Consider the following 944-nt stretch of genomic DNA (forward strand, 5'->3'; position numbering starts at 1 on the left):
ATGTCGGCCGTACCTGTCGCCGACAGCATCACTTTACAAGGCGCCGTCAATCCATCGCGCACGATCACGGTTAAATCAGAGACACACGGTAAGATTGAAGCCGTGTTGATTGAAAACGGCACGCGTGTAAAGGCCGAAACGCGCTTGGTGAACATCGCCACAGATGATCGGCAGGCTCGCCTTGACCAAGCTCAGGCTGAACTCAAATTAAGAGAAGCAGAACTGGAAGCCGCGAACCAGCTCAAAACCAAACGTATGATCTCTGGCAATCAGCTTGAGCAAGCCGTCGCAAATGTCGCTGCTGCGCGTGCATCTGTGAAGCAGATAAAAGTAGAGCTTGGCCAAACGATTATTCGTGCTCCCTTTGCTGGCATCGTCAATGAACGTCATGTTGAACTTGGAGACTACGTCTCCGCAGGCGATCCGATTGCTAATCTGATTGACGATACCCAAGTTAAAATCGTCGCACGGGTGCCACAACAACATATTTCAAAGCTGAGTGTCGGCCAAACTCTCACCGCCAAGCTTCTCGATGGAACACGTATCGAGGGTAAGCTGAGCTACATATCCAGCTATGCCGATCCTGCCACACGCACATTCCGCGTCGAAGCGAATGCAAAACCGGCGGCAAACATGCGGCTTGGACAAAGCGCCTCTGTCGGACTTACCCTTGGCGAACTGCAAGCGCACAAGGTGTCGTCTTCTGTACTCTCGCTTGCGGCAGATGGCAGCATCTTCGTCAATGCAGTGGATGACAACAATCAAGTGGTTCGCCACGAGGTAGAGATCATCAAAAACGACAGTGATGGCGTTTGGTTATCCGGCTTACCTGAGCAGCTGCGACTCATTGTAGTAGGCCAAGCCTTTGTCGCTGAAGGTCAAACCGTCGAAGTGAGCATCGAGGGTGATGCATGATTGCCAAAACAGACCTCAGCGCTACCAGC

1 protein-coding gene is annotated in these 944 nt (G+C 52.2%); it reads left to right on the forward strand.

The genetic code is table 11. The features are described from left to right. A partial coding sequence (locus A3751_RS17265; protein ID WP_068458233.1) for an efflux RND transporter periplasmic adaptor subunit occupies positions 1–915 on the forward strand: 915 nt, incomplete at its 5' end. Positions 916–944 lie beyond the last annotated feature (29 nt).

It is taken from the genome of Oleiphilus sp. HI0080 (assembly GCF_001635135.1).